Annotated in this window: 13 protein-coding genes; 7 read left to right on the plus strand and 6 right to left on the minus strand. The window is 59.2% G+C overall.

Features of this window, described 5'->3' with window-relative positions; genetic code table 11:
* Positions 1–32: 32 nt before the first annotated feature.
* From ACMX25_RS22575 to ACMX25_RS22590, 4 genes are read right to left on the minus strand one after another with little or no spacing between them, the layout of a single operon-like run.
* On the minus strand, positions 33–569 hold the full coding sequence (locus ACMX25_RS22575) for an RDD family protein (RefSeq protein WP_414952293.1): 537 nt from the start codon (positions 567–569) through the stop codon (positions 33–35).
* Between the two features lie 6 nt (positions 570–575).
* Complete coding sequence (locus ACMX25_RS22580; RefSeq protein WP_414952294.1) at positions 576–1,328, minus strand: DUF3106 domain-containing protein; 753 nt, start codon at positions 1,326–1,328, stop codon at positions 576–578.
* 18 nt (positions 1,329–1,346) lie between these two features.
* Positions 1,347–1,784 (minus strand): DUF3619 family protein, encoded by a 438-nt coding sequence (locus ACMX25_RS22585; RefSeq protein WP_414952295.1) that lies wholly within the window; start codon positions 1,782–1,784, stop codon positions 1,347–1,349.
* Complete coding sequence (locus tag ACMX25_RS22590; RefSeq protein WP_047844602.1) at positions 1,781–2,344, minus strand: RNA polymerase sigma factor; 564 nt, start codon at positions 2,342–2,344, stop codon at positions 1,781–1,783. The genes ACMX25_RS22585 and ACMX25_RS22590 overlap by 4 nt, the downstream gene beginning before the upstream one ends.
* A 382-nt stretch (positions 2,345–2,726) precedes the next feature.
* Here ACMX25_RS22590 and ACMX25_RS22595 point away from each other — a divergent pair, with 382 nt between their 5' ends.
* The 6 genes from ACMX25_RS22595 (at position 2,727) to ACMX25_RS22620 (ending at position 9,807) form a co-directional block, all read left to right on the plus strand.
* On the plus strand, positions 2,727–4,490 hold the full coding sequence (locus tag ACMX25_RS22595) for an acetolactate synthase 3 catalytic subunit (RefSeq protein ID WP_414952296.1): 1,764 nt from the start codon (positions 2,727–2,729) through the stop codon (positions 4,488–4,490).
* Positions 4,491–4,604: 114 nt separating this feature from the next.
* On the plus strand, positions 4,605–5,096 hold the full coding sequence (gene ilvN / locus ACMX25_RS22600) for an acetolactate synthase small subunit (RefSeq protein WP_047844600.1): 492 nt from the start codon (positions 4,605–4,607) through the stop codon (positions 5,094–5,096).
* A gap of 69 nt (positions 5,097–5,165) precedes the next feature.
* The gene (gene ilvC, locus ACMX25_RS22605) at positions 5,166–6,182 is read left to right on the plus strand and encodes a ketol-acid reductoisomerase (RefSeq protein WP_031360656.1); all 1,017 of its coding nucleotides are present in this window, start codon (positions 5,166–5,168) and stop codon (positions 6,180–6,182) included.
* Positions 6,183–6,303: 121 nt separating this feature from the next.
* Positions 6,304–6,948, plus strand: a complete 645-nt coding sequence (locus ACMX25_RS22610) for a phosphatidylserine decarboxylase (protein ID WP_062084542.1) — start codon at positions 6,304–6,306, stop codon at positions 6,946–6,948.
* Positions 6,949–6,995: 47 nt separating this feature from the next.
* Positions 6,996–7,862, plus strand: a complete 867-nt coding sequence (pssA, locus tag ACMX25_RS22615) for a CDP-diacylglycerol--serine O-phosphatidyltransferase (RefSeq protein ID WP_414952297.1) — start codon at positions 6,996–6,998, stop codon at positions 7,860–7,862.
* A 394-nt stretch (positions 7,863–8,256) separates the two neighbouring features.
* Positions 8,257–9,807 carry a 2-isopropylmalate synthase gene (locus ACMX25_RS22620; RefSeq protein WP_414952298.1) on the plus strand — a complete coding sequence of 517 codons (1,551 nt, stop codon included), beginning with the start codon at positions 8,257–8,259 and terminating at the stop codon, positions 9,805–9,807.
* Between the two features lie 175 nt (positions 9,808–9,982).
* Here ACMX25_RS22620 and ACMX25_RS22625 read toward each other — a convergent pair whose 3' ends face one another.
* Together ACMX25_RS22625 and ACMX25_RS22630 are read right to left on the minus strand one after the other, a co-directional pair.
* Entirely contained in the window at positions 9,983–10,606 is a 624-nt protein-coding gene (locus ACMX25_RS22625) for a carbonic anhydrase (RefSeq protein ID WP_414952299.1), read from the minus strand.
* A 211-nt stretch (positions 10,607–10,817) separates the two neighbouring features.
* On the minus strand, positions 10,818–11,327 hold the full coding sequence (locus tag ACMX25_RS22630) for a hypothetical protein (protein WP_414952300.1): 510 nt from the start codon (positions 11,325–11,327) through the stop codon (positions 10,818–10,820).
* 264 nt (positions 11,328–11,591) lie between these two features.
* Here ACMX25_RS22630 and ACMX25_RS22635 point away from each other — a divergent pair, with 264 nt between their 5' ends.
* Positions 11,592–12,986: a branched-chain amino acid ABC transporter substrate-binding protein gene (locus tag ACMX25_RS22635; protein WP_414952301.1), complete on the plus strand. Its 1,395-nt coding sequence runs from the start codon at positions 11,592–11,594 to the stop codon at positions 12,984–12,986.
* Positions 12,987–13,106 lie beyond the last annotated feature (120 nt).

A 13,106-nucleotide genomic window follows, 5' to 3' on the forward strand; every position in this document is an offset into this window, starting at 1 on the left:
ATCCACGACGTTCCAACATCGCCAACGGCGGATTAACGCTTAGCCTGAACCACGCCCAAATCCACGCCCACGACCCGCGTTCCGGCCAGCCGGTCGTGCAAGAACTGTCGCGCCGGATCGAGCCATACCGCTGCTGCCCAAAGCACGATCCACACAGTGGTCACCACCAGCGTGGTCGGAACGGAAAGCTTGAGCAGCGGATGCAATGCCAGCGGCGGCAAGAACCACAACCACGCGAACACATACCGCGCGATGGCGCGAGCGGTCGAAACCGGCGCGCCACGCGCATCGACCACTTTCAGCCGCCAGGTTTTCATCGGCAGGGTCTGGCCGCCATGCGTCCAGAAGTAGACGAAATAAACGGCGAGCACAAACCCGATCCACGCCATCAGCAGATTGTGATGGGTGAGTCCGTTGCGTTGCTGGGTGAGTGTGCTGAACAAATATCCAGCGATGAAAACGATCCCGAACAGGATCACGCCTTCGTAGAGCATCGTAGCCAGGCGACGACGCAGCTTGGGCGCGGTCAATCCGGGAGACCCGACAGATTCCAGGGAGGATGCGCTCACTTTTGCCTAAGACCCGTTGAAAACGGATGGCGCCTGCTGCGGCGAAACCGGAATTGGCGTGGCCGGCACAAAACTGGCGGCGCCGGGAATCGATGGCGCGGCGGGAGCGGCGGTGGCGGCGGGAGATCCGGACGCCCCCATTTCGCCAACAGCCTCGGAAGCGCGCGCGTGTTCCCGGGCAGTCATCAGCCGGTCGATATCCTTGACCTCGGTCTTGCCGGTTGGCGGCGCGCTGACAACCGTCGGCCGGCGAGGGTGCTCGGCCGCGGCGAGCTTTTTCTTCTGCTCTTCCGGGAGCTTTTGGTACGCATCCCACGCCCGTTCCCGTTTCTCAACAGGCACTGACTTGGAAACCTGATAATTCTCGCGGGCGACCTTGCGCTGATCCGGTGTCATATGGATCCACTCGGCCATTCGCTCGTGAAGGCGTTTTTGCGCTTCAGGCGACATCTTCTTGTATCGCGACGCTATCTTGATCCAATTGCGCTTGCGTTCCTCGCTGAACTGATCCCATTCGGAGGCAAACGGCGCGAGCGCGACCCGTTGAGCGTCGGTGAGCTTGGCCCAGGCCATGGGACTTGCGGGGGAGGAGAGCGAAGAAAGCGGCGACAAGACTTCTGCCGCGCTCGCCCCGGCAGGGGCGGCGGCAACGGGCACCGCCGAAGCGGACGAATAGAAACGCGGATAGGTGGCGGCAAACGCGACAAGTCCCGCAATTGCGCATCCAAAGACAATCGCGAGGCCGCGCTTGTAACTCACCCGATGACTCCTGCAGTCTTAGTGATTGCGCGTCAGGTACGCGTTAAAACCGTGGTCGAGATAGGCGTCGAGCGGAAGCGTGTCGCTGAGCATGGCAGCGTCGATATCGGCGAGTTCCGCGGTGCGCTGCTGGTCCTCGAAATAAGCGATGCCAGCCAATCCGATCACCAGCGCGAGCAGCGGCCACGCCAGCGCGAGCCGCGAGAAGCGACCGCGTTTACCCGTGTGCCCCGAGTCGTGCGAACCCGGACCGGCGATGCCCGCCCCGGCGAGCGCAGGCGCAAAAACCGGCGCCGCCACGGCGACTTTTTCCGGTTTCTTGCGTGCGATCGCCGTCCGGCGCCCCGCTGCGAGCTTGTCGAGCGATGCGGTGGGCAGCGAATTGATGTTTTCGTCGAGCGCGCGGCGTACCTTCAGCGCGAACTCGGTTTCCTTGTGATCGAGAGCGTTGCTCATAGCGTGATTCCTTTCGCCTTCAGCGCGTGTGCCAACGCATGCGTGGCCCGCGAGCAATGTGTTTTTACGCTGCCTTCAGAGCAGCCCATTGCAGCGGCGGTTTCGGCGACATCCATATCCTCCCAGTAACGCATGAGAAACGCTTCCCGTTGACGTGCTGGTAGTTTTTGGATCTCGGCGTCGATCAGGTTGAGCACCTGTTCACGCTCAAGCCGGCTCTCGCTGCTTTCCGCACCGACCGTCCCATCTTGCGATTCGAAGGTTTCGAGGGGGTCGAATTCGTCGTCGTCGGCGTTGCCGAACGAGGAAAACAGGCTTACCCACGTATTGCGGACCTTTTGGCGCCGGAAATAGTCGTGCGTTGCATTTTGCAGGATACGCTGAAACAAAAGGGGCAATTCGGGCGGAGGCCGGTCGCCGTATTTTTCGGCGAGCTTGATCATCGCATCCTGAACGATGTCGAGCGCCGCATCGTCGTCGCGTACGGTGTACACCGTCTGCTTAAACGCGCGTCTTTCGACGCCCGCCAGAAAATCGGCGAGTTCCTTGTCTGATGCCATCCGTGAGGCCCGGCGCAACGAGTGTGCGTCGATAAGGGTTGGTGAGAGGTTAAAGCCTGCGGATGCTAGCAAACTTTTGAGTGAACAGCGAGGAAATGCGCCGCTGTTACAGGCTGAAACACACAGCTTTCGTCGGTATTTCACAGAAATCCATGCTTTTAACGCCGAATTCCATGCGCTTGCCGCGCGATTGCGCAGTTTTTCCTTGACGAACTTTATAGCCTCGGGCTATTGTTTCCGACTCGCATCATAAAGTGAACTGTCTCTTTGAGGCGAGCCCAAGAAGCCCGCTTCCCATTTAGACGCGCCGCTTGAACCCGAGCCATAAGCCCGGCAGAGAGCACCCAATCAATTTTTTGCCGAAAATTCGAAAGGTGAATGTATGAATATGCCCAGCGCGGAATTCTCCACGTCGGATACGACTCCCTCGCTCGAAGCTGAATCCATTGGCGGCACCGTGCTCATGCGCGCGCTCGCTGACGAAAAGGTCGAGTTCATTTGGGGCTATCCCGGCGGCTCGGTACTCTATATCTACGACGAGTTGTACAAGCAGGACGAGATCCAGCACATCCTCGTGCGCCACGAACAGGCCGCGGTTCATGCCGCCGACGCCTACGCGCGCTCCACGGGAAATGTTGGCGTCTGCCTGGTTACGTCCGGCCCCGGCGTCACCAACGCGGTGACCGGTATTGCCACTGCCTACATGGATTCCATACCGCTCGTCATCATCAGCGGCCAGGTTCCTACGGCGGCAATCGGTCAGGATGCGTTCCAGGAGTGCGACACCGTCGGCATTACACGTCCCTGCGTCAAACACAACTTCCTCGTCAAAGACGTGCGCGAACTCGCTGCGACCGTCAAGAAAGCGTTTTATATCGCTCGTACGGGACGTCCCGGCCCGGTGCTGATCGACATTCCGAAAGACGTGTCGAAGACGCCGTGCAAGTACGAACCGCTCAAGTCCGTCTCGCTGCGTTCATACAATCCAGTGACCAAAGGCCATTCGGGCCAGATCCGCAAGGCCGTGCAGTTGTTGCTCTCGGCGAAGCGTCCGTACATTTATACGGGCGGCGGCATCATCCTGGCGAATGCGGCACGTGAGTTGAACCAGTTCGCCGACCTGCTCGGTTATCCGGTGACGAATACGCTGATGGGCCTGGGCGGTTATCGCGCGGACAACCAGAAATTCCTCGGCATGCTTGGCATGCACGGCACGTACGAAGCCAACATGGCCATGCAGCATTGCGACGTGCTGATTGCCATTGGCGCGCGTTTCGACGACCGCGTGATTGGCGATCCTGAGCATTTCGCGTCGCATGCGAAGAAGATCATTCACATCGATATCGATCCGTCGTCCATCTCCAAGCGCGTCAAAGTCGATATCCCTATCGTCGGCGACGTGAAAGAAGTGCTGAAGGAGTTGATCGAACAATTGCAGACGGCCGATCATGGTCCGGACACTGCGGCGCTGGCCGACTGGTGGAAGGACATCGAAGCATGGCGTTCGAAGGACTGCCTCAAGTTCGACCGCGCAAGCGAGATCATCAAGCCGCAGTACGTGGTCGAAAAAGCATGGGAACTGACCGACGGCGAAGCCTTCGTTTGTTCGGACGTCGGCCAGCATCAAATGTGGGCGGCGCAGTTCTATCGCTTCAACAAGCCGCGTCGATGGATCAATTCGGGTGGTCTCGGCACCATGGGCTTCGGCCTGCCGGCGGCGATGGGCGTGAAGATGGCGCACCCGAACGACGAGGTGTTGTGCATCACGGGCGAAGGCTCGATCCAGATGTGCATTCAGGAATTGTCGACGTGCAAGCAGTACAACACGCCGATCAAGATCATTTCGCTCAACAACCGCTATCTCGGCATGGTTCGCCAGTGGCAGCAGATCGAATACAAGAAGCGCTATTCCAGTTCGTATATGGACGCGCTGCCTGACTTCGTGAAACTGGCTGAGGCGTATGGTCACGTGGGCATGCGTATCGAGCACACGCGCGATGTCGAACCGGCGCTGAAAGAAGCATTGCGCCTGAAGGATCGCACGGTGTTCCTCGACTTCCAGACAGATCCCACCGAAAACGTATTTCCGATGGTCCAGGCAGGTAAGGGCATCACGGAAATGCTGCTCGGATCGGAAGATCTATAACGGCTCGTTTCTCGTTCGGATTCGCGCGCGCCCGTCTTCACAAAAGACGTCCGGCCGCGCACGAATCTCGCGAAAACACGCTATCTAACTGGATAAATCAGGAACGCACCTATCATGAGACACATTATTTCCGTGCTGCTGGAAAACGAACCGGGCGCGTTATCGCGTGTCGTCGGGCTCTTTTCAGCGCGTGGCTACAACATTGAAACCTTGACGGTGGCGCCGACCGAAGACAGTTCGCTGTCGCGGCTGACCATCGTTTCCATTGGCTCGGATGACGTGATCGAACAGATCACAAAGCACCTGAACCGCCTGATCGAGGTGGTGAAAGTGGTCGACCTGACAGAGGGCGCCCACATCGAGCGCGAGCTGATGCTGATCAAGGTGAGAGCGGTCGGTAAGGAACGGGAAGAGATGAAACGGATGGCGGATATCTTCCGCGGCCGCATCATCGACGTCACCGAAAAAAGCTACACGATGGAACTGACGGGCGCGAGCGACAAGCTCGACGCATTTATTCAGGGGCTGGACGCAACGGCGATTCTCGAGACCGTTCGCACAGGCAGTTCCGGCATTGGCCGGGGCGAGCGAATCCTGAAGGTCTGAGAGCGGCTGAACAAAGCGCACGTTATTTAGCACCCAATTCACTTATTAAATTCAAGTTAAGGAACCACCATGAAAGTTTTCTACGACAAAGATGCCGACCTCTCCCTCATCAAGGGCAAACAAGTCACGATCATCGGTTATGGCTCGCAAGGCCATGCACACGCGCTGAACCTGAAGGAAAGCGGCGTGAACGTGACGGTCGGTCTGCGTAAGAACGGCGCATCGTGGAGCAAGGCTGAGAAGGCCGGCCTGAAGGTCAAGGAAGTGGCGGAAGCCGTGAAGGGCGCGGACGTGGTCATGATGCTGCTGCCGGACGAGCAGATCGCTGAAGTCTACAAAAACGAAGTGCACGACAACGCCAAGGAAGGCGCTGCACTGGCATTCGCGCACGGTTTCAACGTCCATTACGGCCAGGTTATCCCGCGTGCCGACCTCGACGTGATCATGATCGCCCCGAAGGCGCCGGGCCACACGGTCCGCAGCACGTACTCGCAAGGCGGCGGCGTTCCCCACCTGATCGCCGTGGCGCAAGACAAATCGGGCGCAGCACGTGATGTCGCATTGTCGTATGCAGCAGCTAACGGCGGCGGCCGTGCCGGCATTATCGAAACGAACTTCCGCGAAGAAACCGAAACCGACTTGTTCGGCGAGCAAGCTGTGCTGTGCGGCGGTACGGTCGACCTGATCAAGGCTGGCTTCGAAACGCTGGTGGAAGCAGGCTACGCGCCGGAAATGGCGTACTTCGAATGCCTGCACGAACTGAAGCTGATCGTCGACCTGATCTATGAAGGCGGCATCGCCAACATGAACTACTCGATCTCGAACAACGCCGAATACGGTGAATATGTGACGGGTCCGAAGATCGTGACGTCGGAAACGAAGAAGGCCATGAAGCAAGTGCTGACGGACATCCAGACGGGCGAGTACGCGAAGAGCTTCATCATCGAAAACAAGGCGGGCGCACCGACGCTGCAATCGCGTCGCCGCCTGACGGCTGAACATCAGATTGAAACGGTCGGCGCCAAGCTGCGCGCAATGATGCCGTGGATCGCTGCAAACAAGCTGGTTGACCAGTCGAAGAACTAAAAAAGCTTGAACGACCGGCTTTGTTTGCCGGTCTTAGTAAAGACCGAAAGCCGTCCGGTGTCGCTTGGCGCCGGACGGCTTTTGCTATCCTACGGTTTTACTAAAAATATAGAACTCGTTCATGAACTATCCACATCCGATCATCGCGCGTGAAGGCTGGCCGTTTATTGCCATTGCGGCTGTCATTGCCGTGTTGATCCAGGCCATCGGCGGCTTTGGTTTTGCCTGGCCGTTCTGGCTGCTGACGATCTTCGTCGTCCAGTTTTTCCGTGACCCCGCCCGGCCGATTCCGGTTCAGGCGAACGCTGTGTTGTGTCCCGCCGACGGTCGCATCGTCGCAGTGGAAACGGCACACGACCCATACGCGGGCCGCGAAGCGCTGAAGATCAGCGTGTTCATGAACGTGTTCAATGTCCACTCGCAGCGCTCGCCCGTAGATGGCGCGATCAGCAAAGTGGAGTACTTCCCGGGTTCTTACCTCAACGCCGCCGTCGATAAAGCCTCGACCGAGAACGAACGCAACGCGATCGTGATCCAGACCGCGGCAGGGCATACGGTGACATCGGTGCAGATCGCTGGCCTGATCGCGCGGCGCATTTTGTGCTATGTCCATGTGGGCGAGCCGCTTAATCGTGGCCAGCGTTATGGCTTTATCCGCTTCGGGTCGCGAGTCGATGTGTATTTGCCGGTGGGCAGCCGTCCGCGGGTGGCGATTGGCGAGAAGGTGTCGGCCTCGTCTACCATCCTCGCCGAGTTCGCAGAATAATCAGTACAAGTAAAGCGGTAAAACCAGGCTGCACAACGGAGGACTCGATGGCGGCACTCAAACCGCGCCGGACGCGAAGCACGACAACACCCCCGCGGGCGTTTCGCCGCAATAAGGCGACACAGGATCTCGGCGTGCTGGAAACGCGGCGTGCGAAGCGGCAACAATTTTTGAGGAAGCGCGGCATTTACCTGCTGCCCAACGCGTTCACCACGGCCGCGTTGTTCTGCGGTTTTTTCGCGGTGGTTCAAGCCATGAACGTGCGCTTCGAGATCGCGGCCATCGCGATCTTCGTGGCCATGGTGCTGGACGGCATGGACGGCCGTGTCGCGCGCATGACGCATACGCAAAGCGCGTTCGGCGAGCAATTCGACAGCTTGTCCGACATGGTTTCGTTCGGCGTCGCGCCGGCGCTGGTGATGTACGAATGGATCCTGAAGGACCTGGGCCGTTGGGGCTGGCTTGCGGCGTTTGTCTATTGCTCGGGCGCGGCATTGCGTCTCGCGCGCTTCAATACGAACGTAGGCGTAGTCGATAAACGCTATTTCCAGGGCCTGCCGAGTCCGGCAGCGGCGGCGTTGATCGCGGGTTTCGTGTGGCTCGCCACCGATAACCGCGTGCCGCTGAAGCTCGTCTGGCTGCCGTGGGTGGCGTTTGCGCTGACCATTTATGCCGGTGTCACGATGGTGTCGAACGCGCCGTTCTACAGCGGCAAGGCGCTCGACGTGCGGTTCCGCGTTCCGTTCGCCGGCGTGTTGCTGGTGGTGGTGGCATTCGTGCTGGTATCGTCGGATCCGCCGTTGATGTTGTTCGGCTTGTTCGTGCTGTACGGTTTCTCCGGTTACGCGTGGTGGGGCTACATGGCCATCCGCGGCCGGCCGAATCCGGCCAGATCGTCTGAAAAGGCGCATTGACCGTATTGAACGCATTGAACATGAAGCGAGCGCGCATCGGAGTGATTCCGGTGCGCGCTTTTTGCTTTTGGGCGTTTAATGGCGCAAACGCATGCGGGCAGGCGTGACAGGCATCCTCAATGACGTCGATCGGAAAGCCCAATTGCACGCTCTCAAAAATCTCGTTATAGTCTTAAAATGATTTTTTTCGCCCATCCCCTCTCGTTTTCCCTAGCTGGCGCGCCGCTACGCGCGCTATCGCTACTAGCGCGTCTACCGCGCTAAGCTTCCCGCCTGCCGTCTGCTCGTTCGTGGTTTTCGACGCCAGCGGTGGCGCGAACACCCGGATTCCGTATTGTTTTTCCGTTTTTCCCCACCGTTTTCAATACTTAAAAACTCCCCACTGGAGCCCGACATGGCAGACAAACTGATCATTTTCGACACGACCTTGCGTGATGGCGAGCAATCCCCCGGCGCGTCGATGACGAAGGAAGAGAAGATCCGGATCGCGAAGGCACTCGAGCGGATGAAGGTCGATGTGATCGAAGCAGGCTTTGCTGCCAGCTCGAACGGCGATTTCGACGCGATCCATACCATTGCCGGCCTGATCAAGGACAGCACGATCTGCTCGCTCGCCCGTGCCAACGATAAAGACATCCAGCGCGCCGCCGACGCCCTGAAGCCTGCCGATCACTTCCGCATCCATACGTTCATTGCGACGTCGGCGCTGCATATGGAAAAGAAGCTGCGCATGACCGCGGATCAGGTCTATGAACAGGCGCGTCTTGCCACGCGTTTCGCGCGCAAGTTCACCGATGACGTCGAATTTTCGCCGGAAGACGGCAGCCGTTCCGATCTCGATTTCCTGTGTCGCGTGCTGGAAGCGGTGATCGATGAAGGCGCGACCATCATCAATATCCCTGATACGGTCGGCTATGCCGTGCCGGAGGGCTACGGCGACCTGATCAAGACCATCCGCGAACGCGTGCCGAATTCGGACAAGGCGATTTGGTCCGTGCATTGTCACGATGACCTCGGCATGGCGGTCGCGAATTCGCTGGCCGGCGTGCACATCGGCGGCGCGCGTCAGGTCGAGTGCACGATCAACGGTCTGGGCGAGCGCGCGGGTAATACGGCGCTCGAAGAAGTCGTGATGGCGATGAAAACGCGCAAGGATTACTACGGGCTGGAGCTCGGTATCGACACAACGCATATCGTGCCGACGTCGAAGCTCGTCTCGCAAATCACCGGCTTTGTCGTGCAGCCGAACAAGGCTGTCGTCGGCGCGAACGCGTTTGCGCACGCATCGGGCATTCACCAGGATGGCGTGCTCAAGGCGCGCGATACCTACGAAATCATGCGTGCCGAAGACGTGGGCTGGTCGACCAACAAGATCGTGCTCGGCAAGTTGTCAGGACGTAATGCGTTCAAGCAACGCCTGGAAGATCTGGGCGTGACGCTCGAATCGGAAACAGATGTGAACGCCGCGTTCGTCCGCTTCAAGGAACTTGCCGATCGTAAATCCGAGATCTTCGATGAAGACATCATGGCGATCGTCTCCGAAGAATCCGCGGAAATGCAGGCGAAGGAAACCTTCCGCTTCGTGTCGCTGGCGCAGCACTCGGAAACGGGCGAGCAGCCGCATGCACGCGTGGTGTTTGCTGTCGATGGTATTGAAGTGCACGGTGAATCACGCGGCAATGGTCCGGTCGATGCCACGCTCCACGCGATCGAATCGAAGGTGACGAGCGGCGCCGAGCTGGTGCTGTATTCGGTGAACGCGATCACCACCGGCACGCAGGCTCAGGGCGAAGTGACCGTGCGGTTGTCGAAGAGCGGCCGGATCGTGAACGGCGTGGGCACGGACCCGGACATTGTGGCGGCGTCGGCGAAGGCTTATCTCGCGGCGCTGAACAAGCTGCATTCAAAGGTCGAGAAGCTCAATCCGCAGCTTTCCTCGCTTTGATTTCGTGAATTGACTCGGTCGAACGAGGCGCGTATCCGGCGCTTTATCGGTTAAAAACGGCTCCCGCCACAAGCGAGGGCCGTTTTTTATTGGAGCTGAATAGCCCGTCCGATACTGCATGCAATACCCTGCGGGATTCCGATCCACGGATCAGTCATCAGTACACCTACTATAGTCACGATGAATGACGAGAAGTGTTCGAAGATCCGGCGGGTTCTCCAGACGACAGCACCTTGATGCGCCCATCGCGCAGACCGAAAATCCAGCCGTGAACGCGCGGGGGATGCTCGGCGTCGCGCACGATGGACGTCTCACGCAGCGCGCTCACTTGTTCGAGCACGCTCAGTTCCGATAGCCGGTCGATGCGCGAATCCATTGTGCCGAGCGCGTCGAGTTCGCTGCCGTGGGTCCGAGCCAACGCACACAGCGGGGCAATGCGGCGATTGACGTGGGGCAGGGCGTCGGACAGCGGCAGCAACGACGCCCGCACGCCGCCACAGCCGTAGTGTCCGCACACAATGACGTCGTCCACTTTCAGGACGTTCACCGCGTATTCGAGGACGCTCATGGTGTTGTCATCGTCCGGTGAAAACAGGTTCGCAATGTTGCGATGGACGAATAGATCACCGGGCTTCGAATGCGTGATGGTTTCGGCGGGAACGCGGCTGTCCGAACAGCCCAGCCACAGGACGGTTGGACTTTGGCCCTGAGCCAGGGTGTCGAAGAAATCAGGGTCGCTGGCGGCAACTTCCGCCGCCCAGCCGACGTTTTCAGCCAGCATGCGTTCGGGTCGATTCATAGGTATCAGTTCCAAAAGCGTAAGAGGTACGACACTGCAACGGCGAAATTATCGCTGGAAATAAACTTTCAACGTCATTGCTGCGGCGCGACGAAACGTGACGAATTACGTTCCACGACAATTTTCCGGCAATGAAGACGCGAAAAAAATGCCGCTTTCCGAGCGGCATTTTTTCGTCGACAAAAGATTTCTTCGCTGTTTAAAAGCAATATCAGAAGAAATTCCGTTGATCGGGATCGTGGAGCGGGTCGGGCGTTTTTTGCGTCAGGCGCAGCGTGCCCTGATCGTCGAAGTAAAAGCTGTACATCATGTACCAGTAGTTCGCCTCCATGTACCGGTACGTCCAGACCTCGCGTTTCATCAACGGGAAGTAGGACGTTTCCACCGGGCGGCCGAAGTTGAGCAACACGTCCTTGCGCGTCCACGTGCCAATCTGCGCCTTGAAGAACTCGTTTTCATCGAGGACCTGGCGCACGCTCACGATCTTCCCCGATGCATCGATATCCGCCGCCGTCGTCACTTCGCCCAGCGGTTGCGTTGGCCACATCAGGCGGCGCCCGCCGTTCGGCAGGTCGTAGACCTCTCTTGGCGGCCCGAGCCTGGCCGTGATCGTCGACGAGTCCGCGCCTGCCTGATAGTTCTGCCATGGCTGGGCGCATGCCGTGAGCAGAAGGGCGAGTGCCATTGCTGCGGCGGGTTTTCGTATTGCCTTGCTCAACATCGAAGCCTCCTTCGTATTCGTATCGGCGCGATATCCGATTGGTCGCGGGTTTTTCTGCTGATCTGCGCCGTATTGCTTATTTTGACATGCGGGATAGCCGGGCGGTTTCGATCGACGTGCACTTAGAGCATGTAGATGGAACGTGCAGGCTCGGGCGGCTATTCCATTTGCGTTCGCATTTTCCACGGGCGGTTGCGCGCAGCGTGCCGAACGCCCTATGATCCGCGATTCGCTTTGCTGTCATTTTTCGATGGATGAACTGAAATGGACTGTATGGGTTTCGGCCTCGGCTTGCCGCGCGTGGTTTTTCTGAACGCACGTGATCGGTTCCTGCCGGCACGATGGTTTCGGCCGCTCGGTCGCGCGTCGCGGGTCGGCAAGCGCCTGTGCGGTTCATTACTGGCGGCCGCATGCGTTGGCGGCCAGCTGGTCGCTCCCGCGTGCGCGGCGGACGCCAATTCGAGTTTGCCGCCTATCCGTATCGCGATGATCGAAGGCATGTCCGGTCCGTTCGCGAACGCGGGCGCAGCCGTCGAGCGCAATGTGCGCTTTGGTGTCGAGCGCGTCAACGCGAACGGTGGCGTTACCTTGCCCGACGGCAAACACCCGCTGCAGCTGGTGGTTCTCGACGGCAAGGGCAGCAGCGAAGCCAGCCTGGTTCAGTTGCGTGCGGCTATCGACCAGAATATTGGCTTTGTCATGCAGGGCAACAGTTCGGCGGTTGCCGCGGCGCTCATCGACGCGATCAACAAGCAAAATGCGCGTGATCCCGAACATCGGGTGGTGTTCCTCAATTATTCCGCCGATGACCCCGCGCTCACCAACGCGGATTGCAGCTTCTGGCATTTCCGCTTCGATGCCCACGCCGGCATGCGCATGAACGCGCTCGCCGATGTCATCCAGCGCGATCAATCGGTGAAAAAGGTCTATTTGTTCAACCAGGACTACAGCTTTGGCCACGATGTCAGCCGCGAAGCCCAGCGCGCGCTGAAGGAACGCCGTCCGGACATAACAATTGCCGCCGATGAATTCATCCCCGCCGGCCGCGTGAAGGACTTCGCGCCGTACGTTGCCAAGATCCGCGCAAGCGGCGCCGACGCGGTGATCACCGGCAACTGGGGTAATGACCTGACATTGCTTGTCAAAGCTGCGCGGGAGCAAGGGCTCGACACGCATTTCTACACGTTCTACGGCAACAGCCTGGGCGCGCCCGCCGCGCTGGGCGACGCGGGCGTAAAACACGTCGTGGCGGTGGCCGACTGGCATCCGAACGTGGGTGGCAGTGCATCCGACGCCTACTACGGGGCCTTTCGGGCCCGTTTTCCTGCCGCCGCCGATGACTACCTCTTCCTGCGCATGCCGCTCATGGTCGAGATGCTCGCGCAGGCGATGGAGAAGGCGCGCAGCGCCGATCCGGCTGCAGTCGCCCGAGCGCTGGAAGGGATAAAGCTCGACAAGGGTTTCCAGACGATGGAAATGCGCGCCGCCGATCACCAGGTGATCCAGCCCCTTTATGTCATGGAAATGGATAAGGCGGGGACGGCAGGCGTTCGTTTCGACAACGAAGGCTCAAGCTTTGGCTTCCGGACTCTGCTGAAGATCCCGGCAGCCCAGACCGCGATGCCGACCACGTGCCAGATGAAGCGCCCGGCGTCGTAACAACAAAGCAACATCACAGAAAGCTTGGGCGCAGGCCTATTGCATCATTTCATCCGTCGTGTCGAACCGGGTCGACGGCAAAAACCGCTGTGCTATAATTCGCGACTTGCCGTATGGGAA

It is taken from the genome of Caballeronia eucalypticola (assembly GCF_047608185.1).
In the GTDB taxonomy this organism is placed as follows: domain Bacteria; phylum Pseudomonadota; class Gammaproteobacteria; order Burkholderiales; family Burkholderiaceae; genus Caballeronia.

Excerpts from the sequence above, each read along its gene's own strand:
- ilvC (WP_031360656.1), top strand. The coding sequence starts at position 5,166 with ATGAAAGTTTTCTACGACAAAGATGCCGACCTCTCCCTCATCAAGGGC.
- ACMX25_RS22590 (WP_047844602.1), bottom strand. The coding sequence starts at position 2,344 with ATGGCATCAGACAAGGAACTCGCCGATTTTCTGGCGGGCGTCGAAAGA.
- ACMX25_RS22625 (WP_414952299.1), bottom strand. The coding sequence starts at position 10,606 with ATGAATCGACCCGAACGCATGCTGGCTGAAAACGTCGGCTGGGCGGCG.
- pssA (WP_414952297.1), top strand. The coding sequence starts at position 6,996 with ATGGCGGCACTCAAACCGCGCCGGACGCGAAGCACGACAACACCCCCG.
- ACMX25_RS22620 (WP_414952298.1), top strand. The coding sequence starts at position 8,257 with ATGGCAGACAAACTGATCATTTTCGACACGACCTTGCGTGATGGCGAG.
- ilvN (WP_047844600.1), top strand. The coding sequence starts at position 4,605 with ATGAGACACATTATTTCCGTGCTGCTGGAAAACGAACCGGGCGCGTTA.
- ACMX25_RS22610 (WP_062084542.1), top strand. The coding sequence starts at position 6,304 with ATGAACTATCCACATCCGATCATCGCGCGTGAAGGCTGGCCGTTTATT.
- ACMX25_RS22630 (WP_414952300.1), bottom strand. The coding sequence starts at position 11,327 with ATGTTGAGCAAGGCAATACGAAAACCCGCCGCAGCAATGGCACTCGCC.
- ACMX25_RS22595 (WP_414952296.1), top strand. The coding sequence starts at position 2,727 with ATGAATATGCCCAGCGCGGAATTCTCCACGTCGGATACGACTCCCTCG.
- ACMX25_RS22585 (WP_414952295.1), bottom strand. The coding sequence starts at position 1,784 with ATGAGCAACGCTCTCGATCACAAGGAAACCGAGTTCGCGCTGAAGGTA.
- ACMX25_RS22635 (WP_414952301.1), top strand. The coding sequence starts at position 11,592 with ATGGACTGTATGGGTTTCGGCCTCGGCTTGCCGCGCGTGGTTTTTCTG.